This window comes from Achromobacter pulmonis, assembly GCF_021733725.1.
In the GTDB taxonomy this organism is placed as follows: Bacteria; Pseudomonadota; Gammaproteobacteria; order Burkholderiales; family Burkholderiaceae_B; genus Achromobacter; species Achromobacter pulmonis.
The window spans coordinates 3,855,408-3,880,649 of the sequence record NZ_JAIFOT010000001.1; the positions used below are offsets into that span (position 1 = coordinate 3,855,408).

General features: G+C 70.3%; 14 protein-coding genes. All 14 read left to right on the forward strand.

What is annotated here, in order from left to right; genetic code table 11:
- Window positions 1-6: 6 nt before the first annotated feature.
- The 14 genes from K2W61_RS17810 (at window position 7) to K2W61_RS17875 (ending at window position 25,195) form a co-directional block, all read left to right on the forward strand.
- A complete protein-coding gene (locus K2W61_RS17810) occupies window positions 7-693 on the forward strand; it encodes an STN domain-containing protein (protein ID WP_236756220.1) in 687 nt (228 codons plus the stop codon).
- Between the two features lie 11 nt (window positions 694-704).
- The gene (locus K2W61_RS17815) at window positions 705-1,241 is read left to right on the forward strand and encodes an RNA polymerase sigma factor (RefSeq protein ID WP_236756221.1); all 537 of its coding nucleotides are present in this window, start codon (window positions 705-707) and stop codon (window positions 1,239-1,241) included.
- 4 nt (window positions 1,242-1,245) lie between these two features.
- Complete coding sequence (locus tag K2W61_RS17820; protein ID WP_175132623.1) at window positions 1,246-2,211, forward strand: FecR family protein; 966 nt, start codon at window positions 1,246-1,248, stop codon at window positions 2,209-2,211.
- A gap of 199 nt (window positions 2,212-2,410) precedes the next feature.
- The gene (locus K2W61_RS17825) at window positions 2,411-15,094 is read left to right on the forward strand and encodes a filamentous haemagglutinin family protein (RefSeq protein WP_236756222.1); all 12,684 of its coding nucleotides are present in this window, start codon (window positions 2,411-2,413) and stop codon (window positions 15,092-15,094) included.
- A gap of 322 nt (window positions 15,095-15,416) precedes the next feature.
- On the forward strand, window positions 15,417-17,033 hold the full coding sequence (locus K2W61_RS17830; protein ID WP_175132621.1) for a ShlB/FhaC/HecB family hemolysin secretion/activation protein: 1,617 nt from the start codon (window positions 15,417-15,419) through the stop codon (window positions 17,031-17,033).
- Between the two features lie 37 nt (window positions 17,034-17,070).
- Window positions 17,071-18,993 (forward strand): DUF2341 domain-containing protein, encoded by a 1,923-nt coding sequence (locus K2W61_RS17835; RefSeq protein WP_236756224.1) that lies wholly within the window; start codon window positions 17,071-17,073, stop codon window positions 18,991-18,993.
- 12 nt (window positions 18,994-19,005) lie between these two features.
- Window positions 19,006-19,425 (forward strand): ExbD/TolR family protein, encoded by a 420-nt coding sequence (locus tag K2W61_RS17840; protein WP_175132619.1) that lies wholly within the window; start codon window positions 19,006-19,008, stop codon window positions 19,423-19,425.
- A gap of 17 nt (window positions 19,426-19,442) precedes the next feature.
- Window positions 19,443-20,156, forward strand: coding sequence for a TonB C-terminal domain-containing protein (locus K2W61_RS17845; RefSeq protein WP_236756226.1), 714 nt, complete (start codon window positions 19,443-19,445; stop codon window positions 20,154-20,156).
- Between the two features lie 37 nt (window positions 20,157-20,193).
- Window positions 20,194-21,894, forward strand: coding sequence for a putative porin (locus K2W61_RS17850; RefSeq protein ID WP_175132617.1), 1,701 nt, complete (start codon window positions 20,194-20,196; stop codon window positions 21,892-21,894).
- A gap of 10 nt (window positions 21,895-21,904) precedes the next feature.
- A complete protein-coding gene (locus K2W61_RS17855) occupies window positions 21,905-22,588 on the forward strand; it encodes a DNA repair protein (protein WP_236756228.1) in 684 nt (227 codons plus the stop codon).
- Between the two features lie 83 nt (window positions 22,589-22,671).
- The gene (locus K2W61_RS17860; RefSeq protein ID WP_175132615.1) at window positions 22,672-23,142 is read left to right on the forward strand and encodes a YbjN domain-containing protein; all 471 of its coding nucleotides are present in this window, start codon (window positions 22,672-22,674) and stop codon (window positions 23,140-23,142) included.
- 91 nt (window positions 23,143-23,233) lie between these two features.
- Window positions 23,234-24,301 (forward strand): peptidylprolyl isomerase, encoded by a 1,068-nt coding sequence (locus K2W61_RS17865; RefSeq protein WP_175132614.1) that lies wholly within the window; start codon window positions 23,234-23,236, stop codon window positions 24,299-24,301.
- 94 nt (window positions 24,302-24,395) lie between these two features.
- Window positions 24,396-24,716: an MbcA/ParS/Xre antitoxin family protein gene (locus K2W61_RS17870; protein WP_236756230.1), complete on the forward strand. Its 321-nt coding sequence runs from the start codon at window positions 24,396-24,398 to the stop codon at window positions 24,714-24,716.
- On the forward strand, window positions 24,713-25,195 hold the full coding sequence (locus K2W61_RS17875; RefSeq protein ID WP_175132612.1) for an RES family NAD+ phosphorylase: 483 nt from the start codon (window positions 24,713-24,715) through the stop codon (window positions 25,193-25,195). The genes K2W61_RS17870 and K2W61_RS17875 overlap by 4 nt, the downstream gene beginning before the upstream one ends.
- The last annotated feature ends 47 nt before the right edge of the window (window positions 25,196-25,242 follow it).

The window sequence follows — 25,242 nt, forward strand, 5'->3', positions numbered from 1 at the left end:
GGTGTTATGACAGTCACGCAGGCGCCTGGGGCCGCTTGGGCGTTCGCCTGCTGGTTCGCGTTCGGCCTGTCGGTGCTGCCGCCAGCCGCGCTGGCTCAGCAGCGGGCGGCGGACACGGCGTTGATGCCGTTCTACATCGCCGCGCAGCCGCTGGATGCGGCCCTGGCCGCCTACACCCAGGTCACGGGCATGGCGGTGCTGGTAACCAGCCGCCTGACTGCCGGCCGCCAGGCCAGCGCGGTGCGTGGCCGGCTGGCGCCGCGCGAGGCGTTGCGCCAATTGCTGACGGGCACCGGCCTGCAGGCCCGCTACACCAGCACGTCAGCGTTCACCCTGGTGGAGGCGGCCGCGTTGCGCGCGGCGGCCGTGGCGCCGGCGCCTACGGCGGTGACGCGCTATGCCGGCGTATTGCAGAACACCCTGACGCGCGCGCTGTGTCAGTGGACCGGCGCGCAGTTCGGCCGCTACCGCGCCTCGCTGCACTTGTGGATCGGCCGCAACGGCGTGGTGCGCCAGGCGCGCGTGCTGTCGGGCACCGGCGATGTGCGCCGCGACGAGGCGTTGGCCGGCGTGTTGTCGGGATTGATCATGGACACGCCGCCGCCGGCCGACCTGCCGCAGCCCGTGACCATCGTGCTGGCGCCGCGCCCGAATCCAGGCGCCGATTGCCGTCTGGCCGGCGCGGCGGGTTGACGCGCATGTCCATGACCGGCGACGCCCTGCGCAACTTGTTCCTGGCCAAGTACCAGGAATTCCGCAAGCGTCTGCGCATCCGGCTGGGGTCGGAAGACCTGGCCAACGACGCCATGCAGGAAGCCTGGCTGCGGGTCGACAGCCTGGCCGAGACCGCGCCTGTGGAGTATCCGGCCGCCTATCTGTTCAAGATCGCCGCGAACATCGCCGAGGACCAACGCCGCGCCAATGCCCGCATCCTGTCGATGGCCGAGATCGATGAACTGTATGACATGGCCGACGAGGCCGCCGGCCCGGCTCAGGTGGCCGAAGGGCGCCAGCAGATCGAGGCACTGGAGGCGGCGCTGGCCGAACTGCCGCGGCGGCGCCAGGCGATCGTGATCGCGGCGCGGGTCGATGAGGTGCCGCACCGCGAAATCGCCGAGCGCTTCGGCATTTCGCTGCGGACCGTGGAAAAGGAATTGCGCGCGGGGCTGGAGCACTGCTGCGGGAAATTGGAAAAAAAATATGTCCAGCGCTACGGTCCCCGGGCCCGGGAAACGTCTTAGCTATATGACGACCCTGTTCAGACGCTTCCGCCCCGGTGGCGACCCCGCGGCCGCGCTCAAGCGCGAGGCCCAGGCGTGGGTCTTGCGCTTGGCCTCGGGCCAGGCCAGCGTGGCCGATGGCGAGGCCTTCCGCCGCTGGTGCGGGCAAAGCGTCGAGCATGCGCGCATCTTCAAGGAAACGCGCCATGCCTGGCAGCAATTGGCGCCGGCCGCGCGGCAGGCTCAGGCCGCGCAGGCGCGCCGCGCCCGGACCGCTCGGCCGGCGCGGCGCGCCTTCCTGGGCGGCGCGGTGGCGGCCTGCGGCGCGTGGCTGGCGTTCAAGCCGCCGCTGGGCCTGTGGCCGGCGGTCGATGAACTGACCGCCGATGTGCGCAGCGGCACCGGCGAGCAGCGCCGCGTGGCGCTGGCCGGCGATGCCAGTGTGCAACTGAATACTCAGACCCGCATCAACCTGTCGCGCAGCGGCCAGGCGCAGCAGATTGATCTGCTGGCCGGCGAGGTTGAACTGGTGACGGCCGGACAGCCCGTCAGCCTGACGGCGGGCGCCGGCCAGGTCAACACCGCGTCGGGGTGTGTCAACGTGCGCTATACCGACAGCCAGGTACGCGTAACCTGCCTGGAAGGCAGCGCCCGCGTCACCTTGCGGCAGGAATCGGTGGAATTGACGGCGGCGCAGCAGGTGGTGCTGGGCGCTGGCGGCGCCAGCGGGCCGCGGCGGGTGGACCCTGACCAGGTCACGGCCTGGCGCCGTGGCGTGCTGGAATTCAATAACGTGCCGCTGGCGCAGGTGGTCGACGAGATCAACCGCTATCGGCCTGGCCGCATCGTGCTGGTGGGCGACCGTCTGGCGGGCAGCCTGGTGCAGGCGCGTTTCTCGTTGGACCAGTTGGCCGATGCTGCGCTGCTGATCCGCGACGTGTACGGCGCCCAGGTCACGTCGCTGCCTGGCGGCATCGTGCTGCTGAGCTGAAGCGCCCGCCGTCCGGCCGGATAACGCCGCGTCCCAAAACCTGGAATATGAATTTTTTGTGAAAAGGCGCAGTCGATGACGCTTGAAGCGGTCTAGGCACCCATGCGCAGAACTGCCCGGTCCGCGTCGCCGCTTTTTCCCGGCGAACCGGCCCCGGCGCTGCAGATGCCAGATCCGATTCCACCAAGGAAAAGCCGTCATGCCCAGCCGTAATCACGCTCTTGTCTCCCGCAGTTTCCCGTGTCGCTCGCGCCGTCCCGCCTGGCGTCTGGCGCCGGTCGCCCAGGCGTTGGCGCTGCTGCTGATCTCGGGCGGCTGGAGCGGCGCAGCGCAGGCCCAGGCGCGCGCCTTCAGCCCGGGCTGGTTCGCCGACAAGAACGCGGTGCAGTCCACCGCGCAACGAACCGGCCGCATGCCCGACGGCAGCCTGGCGGGAATCGGCAATAGCGCCCGCAAGCAGGCGCAATCGCGCCAGCAACTGCAACGCTCGCTGGACAACCTGAACCGCACTGCGGCGGCGGTGGCCGCGCAGCAGGCGGCGCAGGCGGCGGCGCGAGCGGCCGCGGCGGCCAACGGCACCGCCCTGCCGGACGGATTGGCGCAGGGCGGGCTGTGGATCGCCGAGGGCGCGCAGGCCAAGTGGGAGGGCGCCAACAAGCCGCGCACCGGCACCGAGGGCGGGCGTCAGCTGGTGACGATCGAGCAGACGCAGTCGCGGGCGATTCTGAACTGGGACACGTTCAACGTGGGCCGCAACACCACGCTGCGGTTCCAGCAGAAGGCCGACGACGCGGTGCTGAACCGGGTGGTGGGCGCATCGGCCCGGCCCAGCCAGATCCAGGGCGCGATCCAGGCCGACGGCACGGTGCTGGTGGTGAACCAGAACGGGGTGATCTTCAGCGGCACCAGCCAGGTGAACGCGCGCAACCTGGTGGTCGCGGCCGCCACCATGAGCGATGCGCAGTTCCGCGAGCGCGGCATCTACGCCGACGCCGACGGGAAGATCGCCACTTTCCAGGACGCGCTCGGCAAGATCGAGGTGCAGCCCGGCGCGCGCCTGGCCACCGCCGCGCCCGGCAGCGCCACGCGCGGCGGCGGCTACGTGCTGCTGGCGGGCAAGGACGTGCTCAATGCCGGCGAGATCAGCACGCCGCAGGGCCAGGCGCTGCTGGCTGCCGGCGACAATTTCATCATCCGCCGCGGCCAGGGATCGGACAGCAACATCGCGTCTACCACCCGCGGCAACGAGGTGCAGGTGGCCGGCGCCGGGCTGGCGCGCAACACCGGCCTCATCCAGGCGCCGCAAGGCGACGTCACCCTTACCGCCCAGCGCGTGGAGCAGGCCGGCGTGGTGGTGTCGACCACTTCGGTCGACGCGCGCGGCACCATCCATTTGGACGCGCGCGGCAACGGGGCCGCCGTGACGCTGGCCGAGCGCGCCGTCAGCGCCATCCTGGTGGACGCCGGCCTGGCGACCGCGCTGGACGGCCAGCGCGGCAGCCTGCTGCAACCGGCCGTGAGCGGCAATACCGCGCTGGTCCCCGGCGACGAATTCCGCCGCGACCTGTCGCTGCTGCGCATCAGCAGCCAGGGCACGGTGGATTTTCAGGGTGGCTCGCTGTCGCTGGCCACCGGCGGCCAGGTGGCGGTCAAGGCCGATGGGCGCGCGCTGGTGCGCGACGGCGCGCGCATCGACGTGGGCGGCGCGGTCGGCGTGATCGTGTCGATGGAGTCCAACAACCTCAAGATCAACCTGCAGGGCAACGAACAGCGCGACGCCCCCGTCAACCGCGACAGCAAGCTGCTGAACAACAGCGAGGTGTGGCTCGACCGCCGCGACCTGGTGCGCCTGGCCGCCGGCAGCGGCGGCAACGACACCGACCGCTGGTACACGGCCGGCGGGCTACTGGAAGTGGGCGGCTACCTGGGCACGCTGGGCGTGCCGGTGAGCCACTGGCTGGCGCAGGGCGGGGTGGTGCGCTTCGATGGCGCCGAGGTGGTCACGCAGGCCGGCTCGGCCATCAATCTGTCGGGCGGCACGCTCGACGTGCAGAGCGGCCAGATTCGCCAGAGCTGGTTGCGCGGCGAGGACGGCCGCCTGTACCTGGCCGACCGCGCGCCGGGCGACCTGCTCTACAGTGGCCTGTACCGGGGCTACGAGTCCGTGTCGCGACGCTGGGGCGAGAACGCCACGCGGCGCTTCTACAACCCGCTGCTCGCGCCGCCGACGCGTTACGAGTCGGGCTACACCGTGGGCCGCGACGCCGGCACGCTGGTGGTCTCGACCCGCAACGCGGTGCTGGATGGCGACCTGATCAGCGACACCTACCAGGGCGACCGCCAGACGCGCGCGCCGGTGGCCGGCCAGGACGGCTACAGCCAGTCGCACCGCAACGCGGCGCGCGCGGCGCAGTTCGTGGTGGGCAGCTACAAGCCGTACTACGACACCGCCGGCAATTTCCTGCGCTACCAACTGGGCGCCACCGGCACGGCCGCCGAGGTGGCGGTGGGCAAAGACCTGGCGGGCCGTTCCGCCGGCCTGGACCTGGCCGATGCGCTGCCCGCCGACCTGAAAGGCAAGCTGTTCCTGGATGCCGACCGGCTGAACGGCTTCGGTCTGGGCGCCATCCGCATCGCCGCCGGCCGTGGCATCAGCGTGGACGCCACCCTGCGCAGCGCCGAGGGCGGCGAGATCACCCTGTACGCGCCTACCGTCGACATCAACGCCGACCTGGTCAGCCGCGGCGGCCTGATCCAGGCCGGCAATGTGCTGCGCCAGCCTGGCGAGGCCGGCCGCGTCGAAGACGTCGCACTGGCGCCGGCGGCCGGCGCCAAGGCCGCGCTGCGCGTGGCGGGCGGGGTCGTGCTCGATACGCGCGGCGTGTGGAGCAACCTCAAACAGGATCCGGCCGCGCAACGCGGCTTGGCCGTCATCGATGGCGGCCGCGTGTCGCTGCGCGGCAGCGGCGATGTGGCGCTGGCGGCGGGCAGCCTCATCGATGTGTCGTCGGGGGCGGCGCTGCTGACCAGCGGCGCGGTGCAGGGCGGACGCGGCGGCAGTGTGACGCTGGAAGCCAACGCGGTCAGCACGCAGGCCGAGTCGGGCGGCAAGGTGTCGCTGGCCGGCGCGGTGCGCGGCTACGGCATGAGCGGCGGCGGGGCCTTCAGCCTCGCCAGCGGCGGCACCGTTGTGCTGGGCGGCCCGGCCGACGGCCTGGCGGCCGATGCCGTGCGGCTGGATCCGTCCTTGTTCCAGGCCGGCTTCGCCAGCTATGACATCAACGGCCATGGCGGCCTGCGGGTCGCCGAGGGCGCCGACATCTCCGTCGCCATGCCGGTATGGCGCATGCGGCGCGAAGCCGGCGCCCTGCCGGTGTCGGGCGCCGACCCGGCCGAGGCCCTGGCGCTGTGGGCGCCGCCGCTCTACACGGAAGACCCCAAGCGCGCCAAGCTGAGCCAGCGCGGCGGCGCCAGCCTGACGCTGCGCTCGGACCGCGCCGCCCTGGGCGGCGTGCTCGAGATCGGCGAGGGCGCGCGGGTCGCGGTGGATCCGGGCCAGTCGATCCGCCTTGTCGGCGGCGACCAGATCACCGTGCTGGGGCGCCTGGTGGCGCCGGGCGGCCTGATCTCGATCCTGGATACGCGGGTGAATTCGCAGCAGAACTACACCCCCAAGGCCAACGGCCGTTCGGTGTGGATCGGCGAGCGCGCGGTGCTGGACGTGGCCGGCGACAGCCACGTCGCGCTGGCCACCGACGGCCGACGCTACGGCGTGGCGCGGGCCGGCGGCAATATCGAGATCGGCGGCGCGCTGGACTGGGAGGCCGACGCGCATGCGCTGCGCCGGCCGATGGACCGGCACCTGATCCTGCGTCCCGGCTCGCTGCTGGACGCATCCGGATCGCAGGCGCTGGTGGACCTGCCCGGGCGCGGCGCAACGCTGCTGGCCTACAACGGCGGCAGCATCGTGCTGGCGTCGGCCAACAGCCTGCACCTGGACGGCGACCTGCGCGCCGCGGCGGGCGGAGCGGGCGCGGTGGGAGGCACCCTGGGCGTGGCGCTGGCGCCCGCCTTCTATCTGCGAAGCCTGGCCGAGGCCGAGGTGCTGACGCCACGGGTGTTGACGCTGGCGCAGCGCCAGGGCGACTCGTTGCTGTCGGACGATCTGCGTCCAGGCGAACTCGGCGGGAACCTGCGCTATGGCGTCGGCCGCCTGGGCGTGGACCGCGTCGAGGCCGGCGGCTTCGGCAACCTGGCGCTGTTCGCCTCGATGCGGGCCGACAGCGGCCTGACGCTGGCCATGCCGCAGAGCCTGCGCCTGTCGGGCGCGCTGATGCTGAGCCCGGATGCGCCGGCCGGCAGCCTGGTGCGTCTGTCGGCGCCGCGCATTTTCCTGAACACCGCGACGTACGAACCGCCGTTGGGGGCCGACAGCGTGGCGCAGGTGCCGCTGGTTGAGCCGACCTGGCTCAAGCGCGGGCATCGCCTGGTGCTGGACGCCGACATGATGGACCTGCGCGGCCGGCGCGACCTGAGCAGTTTCGACGATGTCCAGGTGAACCTGCGCGGCGACCTGCGCCTGGCGAGGTTTTCCATGGGCCAGGACGCCAACAGCGCCACGCGGATGGCCGCGCCCAACCGCCTGACCATCACGGCCGCCCAGATCTATCCGATCCTCGGCGGCGGCGGCATCCTTGCCGCGGGCGAGTACTACCTCTCGACTGGCCTGGTGAGCAATCCGGACGCGGTGCTCACCATCCAGCGCGCCGCGGGCGATCTGCCCGCCATGCCGTATTCCGCCTTTGGCTCGATGACGCTGTCCGGACCCAACATCATCCAGGGCGGGGTGCTGCGGGCGCCGCTGGGCTCGATCATCTTCGACGGTCCCCAGGGCAAGCCGTCGAGCGTGCGCTTCCTGGCCGGCAGCGTCACCTCGATCAGCGGCCAGGGCTTGCTGATGCCCTATGGCGGCACCACCGACGGCATCAAGTATCTGTATGGCGGGCAGGAGATCCGGGCCGGCGGCGTGGGCGGCAATGACATCGCCGGCGGCCCCACCCGCATGATCCAGATCAACGCGAAAACCATCGTGGCCGAGGCCGGCTCGTTGCTGGACCTGTCCGGCGGCGGCGAGCTGACCGGCGCCGCGTTCGTGCGCGGGCGCGGCGGCTCGGTGGACGTGCTCAAGTACGCCATGGCCGATGCCAACCCCGGCTTCGGCTTCAGCAAGTCCGGCAATGCCGTCTACGCTATCGTGCCCGGGTTCAACGGCGACTATGCGCCGGCGACCAAGGATGCCGCCACGCCCGCCTACGGGCAGCGCGTCACCATCAGCGCGGGCGTGCCGGGGCTGCCGGCCGGCACCTACACGCTGCTGCCGGCCAATTTCGCCCTGTTGCCGGGCGCGTTCCGCGTCGAGGCTGGCGCGCCGGGCGTGTTCGATGCCGCGCAGGCCGCGCGCACCCGCGGCGGGTCGTGGGTGACGACGGGCCAGATGACGACGCCGGGCGCCAACGCCGGTTCGGTCCCGGCCAGCCAGTTGCTGCTGACCCCGGGCGACGTGGTGCGCCGCCATGCGCAATACAACGAGACCTCGTACAACGCCTTCCTGGTGGCGAACGCGGTGCGCACCGGCACGCCCTTGCCGATGCTGCTGGCCGATGCCGGCATGCTGCGTCTGAAGCTGACGCCGGGCGCGGGGCGCGAGGGCGCGCCGGCCCTGTCGTTCGACGGCGTGGCGCGTTTCGGCGCGGCGCCGGGCAGCGCCGGCGCGGGCGGCACCCTGGCCGTGGACGTGCGGGGAGGCGGCCTGGAAATCCTGGGGCCGGGCCAGACGCCCGCCCTGGCCGGCGCCGCCGCGGCCGTCTCCGCCGACGCGCTCAATGCGTTGCGCCCCGCCGCCATGGTGCTGGGCGGTGCCTTTGGCGCCTCGACCAGCGCCGATTCGCTCGGCCTGATCAGCCTGGGCGGCGAGAGCCAGCGGGTGCTGGTGCGCGGCGGCGCGCGTCTGCACGCCCCGGAGATCGTGCTGGTCGCGCCCGACAACGGCGGCATCACCGTGGAGCAGGGGGCCGTCCTGTCCACCATCGGCTTGGGCGCGGCGCCGCGCGATGCGCGTGGCGGCTATTACTACAGTGCCTCGACCGGCGGCGCGCTGATCCTGTCGAACGGCCTGGTCAACATGCGATCGTCGGAAGGCGGACGCGTGGCCATCGACGTGGGCGCCTGCGCGGGCGTTTGCGCAGGCGTCACGCGCCTGGTGTCCGAAGGCACCATCGGCGCCGCCACCAACGGCGCCTTCACGCTGCGCGACAACGTGGAATACGGCACGCGCAACCTGATGCTGAGCGTGTCCGGCCTGAACCTGGGCTCGCCGCAGGCGCTGGCCCAGGCCGCGGCGGCGGGACAATTGCCGCCGGGACTGGCGCTGGACCAGGATGCCTTGGCGCAATTGCTACGCGGCAATACGGCGCTGGGCGCGCCCGCGCTGGAGAGCCTGATCCTCAATGCCGCCGAGTCCATCAACGTCTATGGCGCGGTGACGCTGGACACCCGCGCCGCGGCCGGTCCCTCGGCCTTGCAGCGCCTGGTGCTGGGCGCGCCGGCCGTGTATGGCTACGGCGCGGCCGGCGACACGGCGCGCATCAGTGCGCCGGAAGTGATCTGGGCGGGCGCGGTCATGGCCAATCAGGGCGGCAATGTGCCGCTGGGCTACGATACCCCCGCCGCGCCGGGCGGCGCGGTGCTGGACCGCCTGGGTGACGGCAGCCTGACCATCGCGGCCGACGTCATCCGCTTCGAACACGCGCCCTACACGGTGCCGGCCACGCTGGTGCCGGCCAACCGGCTGGCGCTGGGCTTCGCGTCGGTCAACCTGGAAGCCGCCCGCATGATAACGGGCACGGCGAGCGGCAGCCTGCACGTCTATCACAAGCAGGACGGCTACGTGGCCGGCGAAGGCTGGCGCTACCAAGGCGGCGACCTGTCGCTGCGCACGCCGCTGCTGACCGCCGAGGCCGGCGCGACGCTGGCGTTGCGGGCGGGCGGCGCGCTGGCGTTGACGGGTACCGGCGCCGCGGCGCCGGCGCGCGACGTGCTGGGCGCCACGCTCGACCTGAAGGCGCGGCGCGTGACGCTGGACTCGACCGTGGCGCTGCCGTCGGGCAAGCTGAGCGTCAAGGCCGACGACGACATCACCCTGGGGGCCGGTGCGCGCATCGACCTGTCGGGCCGCGCCTTCACGGCCTACGACGCGGTGCGCTACAGCTGGGGCGGCGATCTCGAACTGAACAGTGTGGCCGGCAACATCGTCCAGGCTGCCGGGTCGGTCATCGACCTGTCGGCGCGCAACCAGCGCGGCGGCCGCATGCAGGCCGTGGCGCTGGGCGCGGCGGGCGGCCGCGTGGCGCTCGATGGCACGCTGCTGGGCGGGGCCAGCGGCGAGTATGACGCCGGCGGCACGCGAGTGCCCTATGACGGCGCCGAGATCACCCTGCGCGCGCAGACGCTGGCGGATTTCGCGGGCCTGAATCAACGGCTGAACCAGGGCGGCGTCACCGGCGCGCGTCGCTTCCAGCTCAAGCAAGGCGACCTGGTGGTGGGCGACGAGGTGCGCGCGCGCGTGGTCGAGATCAGCGTCGACGGCGGCAGCCTGACGGTCAATGGCCGCATCGACGCCAGCGGCCGCCAGGTTGGCAGCATCCGCCTGGCGGCGCGCGACGACCTGCGCATCAACGGCCTGCTGGACACGCATGGCGCGCGCCTGCGCCTGGATAGCTACGGCAAGGTCATCGACGCCGCCAACCGCGCCATCATCGAACTGACCTCGCGCGACGGCACGCTGGCGCTGGACGCTGGCGCGCGCTTCGATCTGCGCGCCGGCACCGACGATGCCAGCCGCCTGGGCGGCCGCCAGCTCGGCACGCTCGACCTGAACGCCCGCCGCCAGGGCGGCGGCGCCGGGCGCGGCGCGCTTCCCGGTTCCGGCGACGGCGCTAACGACGTGGCCATCAGCATCACTGGCACGCCGCAGATCCTGGGCGCCAAGACCGTGGCCGTGAATGCCTTCCGCCGCTACGACGATGCGCCGCTGGCGCCCAAGCCGGACGTCAGCGGCAAGACGCCGCAGCTGATCACGCAGGCTTACCTGGACGGCATCGACGGCGAGAGCGTGGCCTACATGAACGCCGCGCTCGGCAATGGCGCGCTGACTGCCCGCCTGGCGGCCCTGGGCCCGTACCACCTGCGCCCCGGCGTCGAGATCGTCAGCGCCACGCCCGATGGCAACCTGACGGTGTCGGGCGATATCGACTTGTCGAATTATCGCTACGGCCCCAACGCCAACCGCGCGGTGGCCGCGCTGCGCGGCTACGGCGAGCCCGGCAAGCTGGTGTTGCGCGCCGGCGGCGACCTGGCCATCCACGGCAGCATCAACGACGGCTTCGCGCCGCCGCCCGAGACCCTCGACGACAGCGGCTGGAAGCTGGTCGAAGGGCGTTTCCTGGGCAATGGCCAGACGCCGTTTGGCGAAGACCTGGTGGTGCCCATCGATGGCGTTCAGCTGGAAACGGGCACGGTGTTCCCGGCCGGCCGCGCGCTCAATTACGACCTGCCGGCGCAGGCCGCCACGCTGCCGGCCGGCACCGTGCTGCCGATGGCGGCGACGCTGAACGGCCCGCTGGCGCTGCCCGCCGGCCTGGTGCTGACCGGCGACCTGACGCTGGCCGACGGCCGCGTGCTGCGCGCCGGCTCGGTGCTGCAAGAGGCGCTGGCGTTGGGCGCGGGCGCCCGCCTGGGCGTGGGCTTCACGCTGCGCAACGAGGCGGCGCTGCAGGCCTTCACCTGGCCCAAGGGCGTGCCGCTGCCGGCGGCGCTCAAGGCCAGCGCGCGCCTGGACCTGGCGCGCGGTTCTTTGATCCCGTCGCAGACTTTCATCGAACTGCCGGGCCATCAACCCATCAACCTGCGTCCCGTCGGCCCGGACGGCCGGCAGGGCCGCAACTGGGCCCTGGCGCCGATGCTGGGCGAGGGCGCCAGCGCCTGGAGCCTGATGGCGGTGGCGGGCGCCGACCTGACGGCGGCCGACATGGCCGCGCGCCGGGCCGACGGGCAGGGCGACATCATCCTGGCCGACACGCACTACGGCCGGCTGGGCTTCGGCACCAAGACCGTCACCAATGTCTTCATCGGCGACCGCGGGCTGACGCAGCTCGCCATCGACGAGTTGGGATTGGACCCGTCCCTGCTGGGAACCTCGCCCAAGGCCATTGCCGAAAGTTTCTTCATGACCGAAGACGACTTCTGCAACGGCACGGGCTACTGCGAAGCGGCCTCGCGCACGCTGACGCTCGAGGGGGCGATGTTGTACTTCGGCGATGCCGCCTACGTCGGCTACTCCGTCAGGAAACTGGCGCAAGAGTGGTTCATGGATGAGAACGAGGTGTGCTTTGACGCCAGCTACTGCGCAGGCGGCGGCCGCACCGAGACCACCGTTACGCGCGACTACCGCTACGCTGACCGCGCGCCGCTGTTCAGCGTGCTGCGCACGGGCAACGGCGACCTGTCGCTGCTGGCCGGGCGCGACGTCGGCATGGCATCGGTCTACGGCGTGTACACGGCCGGCGCGCCATCGTCGCTGGGGGCGGCGCTGGACGCGCGCTTCAACCTGCCGCGCGGCGCCACCGATGACGACGCCGTGCTGGGCTCCATCCAGCACGACGGCAAGTACGACGCGGCACTGGCCGCCTATCGCGCCTGGTACCCGGACCAGGGCGGCAACCTGACCGTGGCGGCGGGCCGCGACATCTACGGCGATGCATGGAGCGCGAATTCCATGAACGCCCAGCGCTATGGCACCCAGGATGTCGAATACACCAAATACCCCAGCGCCGCGCTCAGCAACTGGCTGTGGCGCCAGGGCAGCGTGGGCATGCCGGGCGTGACCGATATCGCGTCGAGCTGGTGGATCAACTTCGGCACGTACGCGGCCAATGCCACGACCAACAGCCAGCAGCCGCGGGTCGTGGGTTTCACCGGCTTCGGCACCCTGGGCGGCGGCAATCTGAGCATCAGCGCCGGACGCGATGCCGGCGTGCGCGATGCGCGCGGCGACGCGTTGCTCAACAACAATATGGCATCGGGCCGTTCCCAGGCCGTGGTGGCCGTGGTGGCCGGCACCGGCCGGGTGGTGGATGGCGACCTGGTGCTGACCGGCGGCGGCGACATGGACCTGCGGGTCGGCGGCGCATTCAACCCCAATCTGCGCGCGATGCAGCAATCCGATGGCCGCTCCGGCGTGGGCAACAACTATGCCGGCAACTTCGAAGACGTCGACCTCAATGGGCTGCTGGTCAACCTGCGCGGGCAACTGGCCTTGACGGCGGGCCGCGTCGGCGGCATCTCGCTGCTCCATGGCGATGGCGCGCAGTTGCGGGCCACCGACCTGTATGCGGTCGCCGGCGGCCGGCCCATGGGCGGGCCGCGCCTGCTGCTGGGCGATGCGGTGGCCTCGCTGGATACGCGCGGCGACCTGGTGCTGGCCGATGCGCCGGACCCGGGCCGCGTGCGCCAGATCAACACCAGCCCCTACACCCAGGGCAGCCTGTCCAAGGGCGGCGGCGCCGAAAGCTGGTTCACGCTGTGGACGCCGGCCACGGCCATCGATCTGTTCTCGGCCGGCGGCAACGTGACGCCGTTGACCACTAACAATACCTACAAGCCGGGCACGGACCTGCTGACCGAAGACTCGACCCGGACCGGCGCGCGGCGGCAGATCAGCTACGTCTACCCCGCCAGGCTGGGCGTGACGGCGGCCGGCGGGGACATCATCCTGGCCACCACTACGCGCGAGGCGGACGACGTCAACCACGTGCTGTTGCTGGCGCCGTCATCCAGCGGTGAATTGTCGATGCTGGCCAGCGGCTCGATCTTCGCCGCAGGCGCTCACGCGGTGTCGATCTCCGGTGCGGACGCGCCGCTGCCGACGCCGTGGCGCCCCGGCTTCATGGCCGTCAATGCGGGCGAGAACAACGACCAGACCATCTTCAATGCCACGGTCGAGGGCAACAAGGTCTGGCAGAACTCGCCCAAACCGCTGTTCACGTTCGGTCCCAATACGCCATTGGATGCCTCGCCGCGCCAAGGCGGAACGGGACTGGCGCGTTTCCATGCCGTGGATGGCGATATCGTCGGCCTGCGCGCCGGCGCCGAAACGCGGATCATGGAGGATGCCTTGCAGGGGCGGAGGCGCACCGTGCTGACCTGGTACGAGGCCGCATTGCCGGTCTCGGTGCGGGCGGGACGCGACATCTTGGGGATGAGCGCGCTGGGGCTGCACAGCAATGCCAACGATCTGTCGCAGGTGAGTGCTGGCCGTGACATCGTGCGGGCAGACCTGAAGGTGGCGGGCCCCGGCACGCTGCTGGTGCAGGCGGGCCGCAACATTCGCCAGGACGACGTGGCCAGCATCGTCAGCATCGGCGCCATCGTGCGCGGCGACGCGCGTCCCGGCGCCGATATCGCGGTGCTGGCGGGCGTCGGCCCGCAGGGGCCGGACTACGCCGGCCTGCTGGCGCGCTACCTGGACCCGGCGCGGGCGCTGGCCGCCGGCCAGACGCTGGGCGCCAATCCGGACCGCGTGGTGCAGTCCTATGCCGGCGAACTGTCGCTGGCCGGCTGGCTGCGCCAGGTGTATGGCTACCAGGGCGACGAGGCCGGCGCGCCGGCCGAACTGGCGCAGCGCCAGGCGCAACTGGATGCCGAGGTGGCGGCCGATCCGTCGCGCAAGCGCCGCGACCTGATGCAGGACTATCGCCAGGAAAGCGAGTTGCACCTGGTCAACTGGCTGCGCGCGCATCAAGGCTACGACGGCGGCGAGGACGGCGCGCGCGCCGCCCTGGACGCCCTGGCGTCCGAACAGCAGGGCATCTACGCGCGCCAGTTGTACTTCGCCGAACTGCGCAAGGGCGGCCGCGAGTACACCGATCAGGACGGTCCGCGCAGCGGCAGCTATCTGCGCGGCCGCCGCGCCATCGCGGCGCTGTTCCCGCGGACCGATGCCGAAGGCGCGCAGCGCTTGTACCAGGGCGACTTCACCATGTATGGCGGCGCCGGCCTGCGCACGCAGTTCGGCGGCGACATCCAGGTGCTGACGCCGGGCGGGCAGCAGGTGCTGGGCATCGAAGGCGCGGCGCCGCCGGCGACGGCGGGCGTGGTGACGCAGGGGCAGGGCGACATCCAGCTGTACGCGCTGGGCAGCGTGCTGCTGGGGCAGAGCCGCATCATGACCACCTTTGGCGGCCACATTCAGGCGTGGTCGGCCGAGGGCGACATCAACGCCGGCCGCGGCGCCAAGACCACCGTGTTGTACACGCCGCCCAAGCGCGTCTACGACGCCCTGGGCAACGTCACCCTGGCGCCGACGGCGCCGTCCACCGGCGCCGGCATCGCCACGCTGGCGCCGATCGCCGAAGTGCCGGCGGGCGACGTCGACCTGGTCGCGCCGCTGGGCACTATCGACGCGGGCGAGGCCGGCATCCGCGTGTCGGGCAACGTCAACGTGGCGGCGCTGCACGTGGTCAATGCCGCCAACATCCAGGTGCAGGGCGACAGCAAGGGCATCCCGGTGACGGCGGTGGTCAACACCGGCGCGCTATCGTCGGCCAGCGCGGCTTCCTCGGCCGCGTCCGGCGCGGCGCAGGACTCGGCGCAGCGTGCCCGCCAGCAGGCGCGCCAGAACCAGCCGTCCGTCATCAGCGTGCAGATCCTGGGCTATGGCGCGGAACCGCTGGCCGGGGCCGGCGTGGCGCCGCAACCGCGCGAGGCCGTGCCGTCCTACCGTCCTGACGGTGTGGTGCAGGTGCAGGGTGCGGACAGTGGCGGTTGATGCGCGATGGGTTGCAACCGGCGCGGAAAAGACTGGCCGGCTGTCATGCCGCCGTCATGAAAACGGAGTGTGAAAAAGCCCGCGGGGCCCGGCATTTGCCGGGCCCTGATTCTTTGACGCGCACCTTCTCTCGGGGCCCGCGCTGTTTCATGAAATTTTTCTTACAACGCGCAGTCCGCGCCGTCCGGGAACGTCTAGTAACAAGCAGAAGCTGTAGACGCGGGTATGCGGGCAGAAAGCGGTAACCGGATTGTCGCAAGCGCGCTGCACGGTAGCGGCCGGTGCCAGACCGGCCATCACACAAGGAACTGAGTGCATCGCTATGCATGATTTCGAGAGCAGGGGCGGCGCGCTGCGCGCCATGATGCGCAGCGCGCCGGCAGCGGTGGTGCTGGCGTTGGCCGCGAACGTGGCCTGGGCGCAGCCGGCGGCGGCCGCGCAGGAGGCGCGCCGCGTCAACGTCAACGAATACATCGTGCGCGGCAACACCGTGCTGGACGCCCGCGACATTGAGAAGGCCGTCTATCCCTACCTGGGGCCGGACCGCACGCTGGCCGACATCGAGGCCGCGCGCGAAGCCTTGCAGACCATCTACCAGGAGCGTGGCTATCAGTCCGTGTACGTCGACCTGCCCGAGCAGCAGGTAGCCGACGGCATCGTGTTCCTGCAGGTCGCGGAAACCAAGGTGGGCCGCGTGCGGGTGGTGGGCGCCAAGCACTATTCGCCGCTGGCCATCCGCGATGAAGTGCCGGCGTTGCAGGAAGGCGAGGTGCCCAACTTCAACCAGGCGCAGGCCGAACTGACCAACCTGAACAAGGGCGCCAGCCGCCAGGTGGTTCCGCTGGTCAAGGAAGGCCGCATTCCCGGCACCATGGACGTCGACCTCAAGGTCGAGGACAAGAACCCGTGGCACGCCAGCCTGGGCCTGAACAACGACTACAGCGCCGACACCACGCGCCTGCGCGGCACGGCGTCGCTGGGCTATGACAACCTCTGGCAACTGGGCCATTCGGTCAGCCTGACCTTCTTCACCGCGCCGCAGGAAACCGACAACGCCAAGGTCTGGTCCGGCTCGTACTCGATGCCGCTGGACCACCAATGGAGCCTGCAGTTCACCGGCTACAAGAGCGACAGCAACGTCGCCACCATCGGCGGCACCAACGTGTTGGGCAAGGGTTATTCGTTCGGCATGAGCGCCATCTACACCCTGGCGCCGCAGGGCGATTGGTACAACTCGCTGTCGTTCGGCCTGGACTACAAGAAGTTCGACGAGACCACGCGCTTTGGCGGCAGCGAGGACCTTATCCCGCTCAAGTACGTGCCGTTCACGTTCTCGTACAACGGCTACCGCTATTCCGAGTCGTCGCAGAGCAGCATCGGCCTGTCGCTCGTCGGCGCCAGCCGTTCTTTTTTCGGCCTGGGCAGCGACTGGAAAGAGTTCGACGACAAGCGCTACCGCGCCAGCCCCAGCTTCGCGCTGCTGCGCGGCGACGGCACCCATACCCAGAACCTGTTCGGCGATTGGCAGCTAGGCCTGCGCGCCGGCTTCCAGTTGGCCTCGGGCGCGCTGGTCTCGAACGAGCAATTCTCCGCCGGCGGCAGCACCAGCGTGCGCGGCTATCTGGCCGCCGAGCGCACCGGCGACGATGGTTTGCTCGGCTCGGTCGAGTGGCGCACGCCGTCGCTGGCGCGCTGGCTCGGCAGCAACGTCAACGAATGGCGCTTCTACGCCTTTGCCGATGCCGCCACGCTGCGCCTGCGCGATCCGCTGCCCGAACAGGACGCAAGCTATTCGCTGGCCAGCGTCGGCCTGGGCACGCGCCTGCAGGTGCTGGACTGGTTGTCCGGCTCGCTGGACTGGGGCTATCCGCTCAAGGACGGCCCCAGCACCAAGAAACACGATCCCCGATTGAACTTCAGCGTCCGTGCCAATTTCTGAGCACGCGCGCAACCGTATTTATCCCGGAGTCCTGACCATGCAACGCTTATTGATGCTCCTACTGACCGTGCTGGCCGGCGTGCTGCCGTCCGCCGCCAACGCCTGGTGGCAGCCCGACTGGCAGTACCGCAAGCAGATCACCGTCGACAGTACGCCGCAGGGAGCGCCGTTGGGCGCCGCGGCCGGCCGCGCGCCGCTGCTGGTGCGTCTGCACACCGGCAATTTCACCTTCGACGGTATCAACGAGAAGGGCGCCGACATCCGCTTCGTGACGGGCGACGACCAGACCGTGTTGAACCACCAGTTGGAAGCTTTCGACCCGCTGCTGGGCATGGCGCTAGTCTGGGTCGATCTGCCGGCACTGGCCGATGGCCAGCGCCAGGACATCTGGATGTACTACGGCAACCAAAAGGCGCCGGCATCCGCCAATGGTCAACTGACATTCGATCCCAACTACACGCTGGTCTACCACTTCGACGGCGCCGCCGGCGTCCCGCCGCGCGATACCACCGGCAACAGCAACAACGCCCAGACGCCGATGGCTGGCGCTATCGATGGTGTCATTGGCCGCGCCGCGCAATTCGCCGGTGGCGCGCCGCTGATGCTGCCCGCCAGCCCTTCGCTGGCCGTGCCGGCCGCGGGCGCCTTCACCTTCAGCGCCTGGGTGCGCGCCGACCAGCCAGCCGGCGAGCAACTGGTGTATGCCCGCCGTGACGCCGGCAATGCGCTGCTGATCGGAATCAACCAGGGCGTGCCCTTCGTCGAAGTGAACGGCCAGCGCAGCCAGCCCGGCCAGTCGCTCACGCCGGCCGCCTGGCAGCACCTGGCCGTGACGGCCGATGGCAGCCTAGTCACGCTGTATGTGAATGGCCGCGCGACGTCTTCGTTGACCGCCAGCCTGCCGCCGCTGAATACCCCCGCCGCCCTGGGGGGGGACGTGCCGGCGCCGGCCGTGGCGGTTGCGCCCGCCGCATCCGCCGCCGTCGAAGCCGGTGCCGAGCCGCTGGAAGCGGCCGCCGCCGCCGCGCCGCGCGTCTATGCGCCGTTTGTCGGCGCCATCGACGAAGTGCGCCTGTCGCGCATCGCCCGTCCCGCCGCGCTGATCCTGGCCGACGCGATCTCGCAGGGCGCCGAATCGCGTTTGGTGGTCTATGGCAACGACGAGGAACAGTCGGGCTTCGGCTTCGGCGGCCTGGGCTTCCTGCTCAAGGCGGTGCCGGTCGACGCCTGGATCATCATCGCCATCCTGGTGCTGATGATGGTGCAGTCGTGGGTCATCATGATCAAGAAAAGCCGCAACGTGGCCCGTGTGGCGCGCGCCAACGAAGCCTTCCGCGAATCCTTCGCCACCGTCGGCCAGCGCCTGGAGCTGCTGGCCGACGATGCCGCCCTGGCGCGGCGCCTGGAGCACGCTTCGCTGTGGCGTCTGTACCGCGTGGCGGTTAATGAAATCCGCACCCGCCGCGCGCAGGGCGCCGACACGCGCTCGATCTCGGCCGCCACCATCGAAGCCATCCGCGCCTCCATGGACGCAGTGCGCACCAAGGAAAACCAGTTGCTGGGTGCCAGGCTCGGCTCGCTCTCGAACGCCATCGCCGGCGGCCCGTACATCGGCCTGCTGGGCACGGTGCTGGGGATCATGGTGGTGTTCCTGGGCACCGCCATGGCCGGCGACGTCAACATCAATGCCATCGCCCCGGGTATGGCCGCCGCGCTGCTGGCCACCGCCATGGGTCTGTTCGTTGCCATCCCGGCGCTGTTTGGCTACAACCGGCTGGTCTCGCGCAACAAGGAAGTCAGTGCCGACATGCGCGTGTTCGTCGACGAGTTCGTGACGCGGCTGGCTGAAGTGCATGGCGAAAGCCGGGACCAGGAAGCCGCCCATCACAGCGCCGTACTCGCGTCCGCCGCCACCCGCGCGGCCGTGCGCGACCCGCAGCCGGCCGCCGCCGAAGCATAAGGAGACGACCCCATGGCTTCCGTATCCGCCTCCCAGGACGATGACGACGACGCGCCCGTGGACGGCATCAACATCACCCCGCTGGTCGACGTGCTGATGGTCGTACTGGTCATGTTCATCCTGACCGCCACGGCGCAGATTGCCGGCATCAAGGTCAACCTGCCCAAGGCCAGCTCGTCCATCGCCCTGTCGCAGCCCAAGACCAAGGCCATTTCGGTCAACGACGCCGGCCAGGTGTTCCTGGACGCCTACCCGGTGACCCTACCCGAGCTGGAAGACCGGCTGCGCACGGAGAAGGCGCTGAATCCCGACTTTCCGGTGATCGTGCGCGGCGATTCCACCGTGCAGTACCAGAAAGTGGTGGACGTGCTGGACCTGCTGCGCCGGCTGGAGCTGGCTCAGGTCGGGCTGGTCACCGGCAAGCCGAAATAGGGGCCGAGGCGACCGTCATGCCGCACCACGACTCCGATTCCCCGCGTACCCCCCATCCCGCGCGCCGCTGGCTCAAGCTGGCGGCGGTGGCGGTGGCGTTGATCGCGGCCGCCTATGCGCTGTGGCGCTGGGCCAACGACATGGCTGGCGTGCGCCGCGACGCGCCCAAGGTCACCGCGATCATCCCGCTGCCGCCGCCGCCGCCGCCGCCGCCCGAGCCGGAAAAGCCGCCCGAGCCCGAGCCTCCCAAGGAAGAGCCGGTGGCGCCGCCCGAACCCGAGCCGCAGCCCACGCCCGAACCGCCCAAGCCGCAGGACGAGGCGCCGCCGCGTCCGGCCGACGATCTGGCCAACCCGATGCAGATCGACGGCGATGCCCAGGCGGGCACCGACGCCTTCGACATCGGCGCCGGCCAGGGCAAGGGCATGGCTGGCGGCGGCGGTGGCCGCGCCGGCAACGCCACCTATAGCCAGTACCTCGCCTACGCGCTGCAGAAGATCCTGCGCGAAGACGAGCGCACGCGCAACCTGACCTTCCGCCTGCAAGCCAACATCTGGCTTACGGCCAGCGGTCAGATCACGCGTGTCGAACTGACCCGTTCCAGCGGCGATGCCGATGTCGACGCCCGCGTGGTGGCGGCGCTGCGCGCGGTGCCGGGGCTGGATGAACGTCCGCCGGCCTCGGCCAGCATGCCGATCCGGGCATCGCTGACCGGCCGCCGTCCTTCTTGAAAGTACTGAATTGAACCGATCCTGGAGTGCCAAGAGAATGAAGTTCCAATTGAACCGGTTGGCGGCCTCGCTGGCCCTGGCCGCGGCTGGCGCGGCGGCGTTGCCGGCCACGGCCAGCGCCGCGCCCGCCCCATCCGAAAACGCCACCATCAACCTGATTCGTCTGCTGGTGCAGCAGGGCGTGCTCAAGGCGGAGCAGGCCGACGCGCTGGTGGCCCAGGCCGAAGCCGAAGCCAAGGCCGCCCGCGCCGCGCCGCAGGATCGCGGCGCCGCCGTGGCCCAGCCGGGCGACGTGCGCGTGCCGTACATTCCGCAGACCGTGCGCGACCAGATCCGCGACGAGGTCAAGGCGGAAGTGATGGTGCAGGCCAAGGAAGAGAACTGGGCCCAGCCGAATACCTTTCCCGACTGGGTCTCTCGTATCACCATCGACGGCGATGTGCGCGTGCGTGATGAGTCGCGGTTGTACTCGGGCAGCAACAGCAACGAGATCGTCGACTTCGCCAAGCTCAATGCCAAGGGCCCCTACGACCTGAACCGCAACACCAACGGCAATTACCCGCCGATGCTGAACACGCGGGAAGACCGTCGCAACCAACTGCGCATCCGCGCCCGCCTGGGGGTGCGCGCCGACATTTCGGAATCGTGGACCGCCGGCATCCGCCTGGCCACTGGCAGCGACGACAGTCCGGTCTCAACCACCCAGACGCTGGGGGGCGGCATGGCCAAGAAGGACATCTGGCTCGACCAGGCCTATCTGACTTACCGTCCCACCGCATGGGCCACGGTGACGGGCGGCCGCATCGCCAATCCGTTCGAGTCGACCGACATGCTGTTTTCGAACGACCTGAACTTCGACGGTGTCGCCGCGATCTTCAAGCACCCGCTGCAAGGCCGCGACGTAACCCTGTTCGGCACCTTGGGCGCGTTCTCGACCGAGTACGGCTCGAACGGCTGGAACTCGTCGTCGTTCTCTGAAGGCAAGAGCGAGGACAAATGGCTGCTGGCCGCGCAGGCCGGCGCCGACTGGAAGATCGACAACCGCAACAGCCTGCGTGGCGCGCTGGCCTACTACCACTTCGACAACATCGCCGGCAAGCGCTCCAGCCCGTGTTCGCCGTGGGCCGGCCAGGAGAACTGCGACACCGACTGGTCACGTCCGGCCTTCATGCAGAAGGGCAACACCCTGTTCCTGCTGCGCGACATCACTTCCAATCCGCTCGACCCCGCCAACACGCCGCAGCCGCAGTACGTCGGCCTGGCCTCCAAGTTCGACCTGCTCGACCTTAACCTGCGCTGGGATACGCGCGTATTCAATGGCTTGGGCCTGCGCGTGAACGCCAACTACATCCGCAACCTGGCCTACGGCAAGGGCAAGATGTGGAGCCGGTCGCAAGGCAATATCGTCAACAACTTCGGCGACAACGGCGAGGTCGAAAGCGGTCCCAATGCCTGGATGCTGCAGGCCACGCTGGGCCGATCGTACGACTTGAAGGAAAAGGGCGATTGGCTGGCTTTCGTCGGCTACAAGTACATCCAGCCCGATGCGCTGCCCGACGCTTTCAACGATTCGTCGTTCCACCAGGGTGGCACTAATGCGCGCGGCTACTACATCGGTGGCGGCTACGCCTTCGACAAGAACGTGTACGGCGTGTTGCGCTGGATGAGCACGCGCGAGATCTACGGCGCGCCGCTTTCCATCGACACCATGCAGTTCGAGATCAACGCCAGGTTCTGAGGCCATGGACATGCATACCTTACGGAACGACGTACGGCCATCCCGCGCGACCGGGCAATGCCGGCGGCTGGCCGCCGCCGTCGCCCTGAGCGCCGCGGGGCTGGGCATGGCGGTGCCGGCGCGAGCCGACACCATGGAAGAGCGGCTGCGTGCCCAGTTGCGCAGCACCACCCAGCAATTGCAGCAGTTACAAAGCGAGCAGGCACAGGTCAACGCCGCCAAGGTGGCGGCCGAGGCTCAGCGCGATGCCGCCCAGAAAGAGCTGGAAGCCGTGCGAGGCCAGTTGGCGCGTGCCACGGGGCAGATCGAGAAGCTGGCCGGGCAGCAGGACGCGGTCATGGCCAGCGCGCAGGCGCAGGTGGCCGCCAGCCAGACGCAATTGGGCAAGTTCCAGGGCGCCTACGACGAACTGCTGGCCTTGTCGCGCAGCAAGGAAGCGGAACGCCAGGTTTTGGCCCGCACTCTGGCGCAGCGCGACACCGAGGCCAAGGCCTGCGTCGCCAAGAACCGCGAGATGTATGAGGCCGGCAAGCAGATCCTGAACGCATACGAGCGCATTGGCGCGGGCGGTATTTTCGCCATGAAGCAGCCATTCGCCGGCAGCGCGCGCGTCAAGTTCGAGGAACAGGCGCAGGCCTATGGCGACCAACTGTACGACGCGCAGGTCGGCGCCGCGGTGCCGGCCCGGCCCTGAGCGGGGCCGGGCGCTGTCTTATCCCTTTCATGCGGGACGATTGTAATGAACAACTTTGCTTCTTTTACCTGGGAATGACTGTGATGACCGACTCCAGCCTGATTCTGGAAATCAACGTGGAACGCCTGCAGGAGTTGCTGCAGGCGGCCGGCTACCGCGTCACCGTGTCCGAGCAGAACGGCATGGTGCAACTGCTGAGCGCCAGCCAGGGCGTGGGCTTCGCGGCGCGCATGGGCAACCCGGCCATCGAGCCGGGCAGCTACCTGGACTACACGCTGAGCTGCGCGTTGCGCGTGCAGGGTGACCTGCCTCCTGGGTTGGCCGAACGCTGGAACGTGGAAAAGCGCTTTGCCCGCTTGACGCTGCAGGGCGTGTTCCTGGTGCTGGAACTGGACGTGATCCTGGCCGGCGGCGTGTCCGGGAACTACCTGCGCGCCACAGTGGAACTATGGGATCGCCTGCTACAGGAATTCCTGCTGTTCCTGCGTGCCAACGCCAGCATCGAAGCCGGCGCCGAAACCGGCGCCGCAGCCGCCGCCGAGGTGGCCAACTGAGCCATGCGTCTGGCGCGATGCCGCTCGGGCGTTGCCAGCCCCAGTCTGCCGCGGCGGCGCATGGCGCTTTCAAGCAAGCGAGGTTCCGATCATGAACATGCTTTCCAATCAACCGGCGCGGCTGCGCGTGACGATGGCGGTGCTGCTGGTCGCGGTACTGGCCGGCGCCGTGGCGCTGATGCGCGACAGCCCCGCTCAGAGCGGCGAACCGCCTCCCACGGCCGCCAAGGCGGCGCCGGCCAAGGAGGCCGCACCGGCTCCGCTCCAGGCCGACACCCTGCCTGCCGCGGCCAAGGGGCCCGCCGTGGCCACGCTGGGCGCGGTGCAGGTGGACCGCGACGAACTGGTGCGCCAACTCGAATCGTTGCCGCCCGAGGCCCGCGCCCAGCTCAAGGGCAACCGGGGCGCGCTGGACCAGTGGCTGCGCGCCCGCCTGGCGGAAAAAGCGCTGGTCGAACAAGCCCGCGCCCAGGGCTGGCAGGAACGTCCCGAACTCAAGCGCGCCTTCCAGGCGGCGCAGGAGCGTATCGTGCTGCAGACCTACCTGGATTCGGTCACCCGCGCGCCCGACGACTATCCGGCCGAAGCCGACCTGCGGTCCGCCTACGAGCGCGCCAAGCCGCAACTGGCGCAGCCCGCGCTGTACCGCGTCAGTCAGATTTTCCTGCCGGCAGCGTTGGATGACAGCGACGCCGTGGCCGCCGCGCGCAAGCAGGCCCAGGATCTGGTCAAGCGCGCCCAGGCGCCCAAGGCGGATTTCGCCGCGTTGGCCCAGCGCTATTCGCAGGACGGCTCCAGCCGTGCCCAGGGTGGCGACATTGGTTATTTGCCGCTGGCGCAGTTGATGCCGGAAATGCGGCCGGCGGTCGAGCAACTGAAGGCGGGCGAGGTGTCGGCGCCGCTACAGTCGGCCGCCGGCTTCCACATTCTCAAGCTGGTGGACCTGCGCGCCGCCAGCGTGACGCCGTACGAGCGGGTCAAGGACGAGTTGCGAGCCGCGTTGCGGACCCAGCGCCAGGAACTGGCGGCGCGGGCTTACCTGGAGGGGTTGTTGAATGCGGGAACCGTCAGCATTGATGGCGCGGCCCTCAATGCCGCCTTTGACCAGACCGCGGCGGCCACGGTGGCCCAGCCCGCCGTCGCCGCCCGGGCTCCGTGAACCCGGCGGTATCGCGGCGGCGCTGGAGGCGCGGCTCAGCCAGGCTCTGGGCCAGTCCGGGCCGCCCGCCAGCCTGCAGTGCGCGGCCGCGCTGTTGCAATCGCTGCGCGTCGCGTTTGCCGGCGAGTTGCTGCACTGGCTGGCGCTGGTGCCGCAGGTCGAACCCGGCCGGCCGCGTGACCCGTTGCGCGACCACAGCCTCGATCTTGCTGACCTGCGCGTGCTGTACCGGGCGTTGCGGGTGGCGTGGCTGGCCGAGCTGGTGTTCGGCGGCGTGGAAGGCGCGCGGCGCTGGCTGTGCAGCCCCAAGCGTCGGCTGCATGGCCGTGTGCCGCTGCTGCTGTGCCAGTATGGCCGCTACGCCGTGCTGATCGAACAGTGGTTGATCGATATCGACGAAGGAAACGGCCCATGATCGCGCTCTGGCGCTTGAGCAACAGTCAGGACCTGATGCCGCGCGCCCGTCCCGCGGGCCGCTGGCATGGCGCCGGCGCGGCGGTGGTAATGCTGGACGCCACGCCCGCCGCAGCGGTGTTCGCACGCCTGGCGCAGGCCGAGGTGGCGCATCCGCGCGCCTTGCCGCGCCACTACTTCCTGCTGGAGGTGACGGCGCCGGCCGCGGCCGTGGCCGCGCCCCGGCCTCCGGCGGGCTGGCAGAGCGATCCGCAGGCGGCGCGCGCTTTTGGCAATGCCTGGCTGGCGCGTGGCGAGACGCTGCTGCTGCGGGTGCCATCATTGGCCGGGGGCTTCCAGTACCTGCTGAATGCCGACCATCCGCAGCGCGCGCAGTGCCAGATCGTGTCATCGCTGGCCTATCCGTTCGCGCCGCATCTGGCGGGTATCGATGGCGCCGTACTGGAAGGCGCCGGCTGGCTGGCGTCGACGCGCGATTGAGGCGGCGCCCGGAGCGGGCAGCGGCGGAAGAGTGGGCATAGAATAAG

Bases quoted from the DNA above. Each gene is read 5' to 3' on its own strand.
- K2W61_RS17875 (WP_175132612.1), top strand. From the start codon at position 24,713: ATGATCGCGCTCTGGCGCTTGAGCAACAGTCAGGACCTGATGCCGCGC.
- K2W61_RS17865 (WP_175132614.1), top strand. From the start codon at position 23,234: ATGAACATGCTTTCCAATCAACCGGCGCGGCTGCGCGTGACGATGGCG.
- K2W61_RS17845 (WP_236756226.1), top strand. From the start codon at position 19,443: ATGCCGCACCACGACTCCGATTCCCCGCGTACCCCCCATCCCGCGCGC.
- K2W61_RS17830 (WP_175132621.1), top strand. From the start codon at position 15,417: ATGCATGATTTCGAGAGCAGGGGCGGCGCGCTGCGCGCCATGATGCGC.
- K2W61_RS17835 (WP_236756224.1), top strand. From the start codon at position 17,071: ATGCAACGCTTATTGATGCTCCTACTGACCGTGCTGGCCGGCGTGCTG.
- K2W61_RS17810 (WP_236756220.1), top strand. From the start codon at position 7: ATGACAGTCACGCAGGCGCCTGGGGCCGCTTGGGCGTTCGCCTGCTGG.
- K2W61_RS17850 (WP_175132617.1), top strand. From the start codon at position 20,194: ATGAAGTTCCAATTGAACCGGTTGGCGGCCTCGCTGGCCCTGGCCGCG.
- K2W61_RS17820 (WP_175132623.1), top strand. From the start codon at position 1,246: ATGACGACCCTGTTCAGACGCTTCCGCCCCGGTGGCGACCCCGCGGCC.
- K2W61_RS17860 (WP_175132615.1), top strand. From the start codon at position 22,672: ATGACCGACTCCAGCCTGATTCTGGAAATCAACGTGGAACGCCTGCAG.
- K2W61_RS17815 (WP_236756221.1), top strand. From the start codon at position 705: ATGACCGGCGACGCCCTGCGCAACTTGTTCCTGGCCAAGTACCAGGAA.
- K2W61_RS17855 (WP_236756228.1), top strand. From the start codon at position 21,905: ATGCATACCTTACGGAACGACGTACGGCCATCCCGCGCGACCGGGCAA.
- K2W61_RS17840 (WP_175132619.1), top strand. From the start codon at position 19,006: ATGGCTTCCGTATCCGCCTCCCAGGACGATGACGACGACGCGCCCGTG.
- K2W61_RS17825 (WP_236756222.1), top strand. From the start codon at position 2,411: ATGCCCAGCCGTAATCACGCTCTTGTCTCCCGCAGTTTCCCGTGTCGC.